1 protein-coding gene is annotated in these 347 nt (G+C 69.5%); it reads right to left on the reverse strand.

Annotated features, from left to right (window positions below):
• The coding region (locus D9V41_RS16990; protein ID WP_341770344.1) for an AI-2E family transporter at window positions 1–330 on the reverse strand (330 nt) is incomplete at its 3' end.
• Window positions 331–347: the final 17 nt, after the last annotated feature.

The following is a 347-nucleotide window of genomic DNA, read 5'->3' on the forward strand; positions in this document are numbered from 1 at the left end:
CTGCAGGACGTGCGATTCGATCTGCTGGACGGCCACGACCCCGGCCAGCATCAGCAGTGCAGTGATGGGGCCGTGCGCCACGAGGGCCACCAGCACCGCGACCATGCCCGAGATGAGAGCGCCCACGATGGGGATGAAGGCGCCGAGGAACACGAGCACACCGATGGCCAGCGCAAGCGGCACCTGCAAGATGACCGCGACCAGCGCGATCCCCACGGCATCGGCGAGGGCGACCAGGACCGTCGCCCGGACGAACGCGGTGAGCGACCCCCACGCCGCACGCCCCGACGAGCGCACCTTGTCGCGCGAGGCACGCGGGAAGAACTGCACGACCCAATCCCAGATCT

Origin of the sequence: Aeromicrobium phragmitis (assembly GCF_003674095.1) — a bacterium.
GTDB lineage: Bacteria > Actinomycetota > Actinomycetes > Propionibacteriales > Nocardioidaceae > Aeromicrobium > Aeromicrobium phragmitis.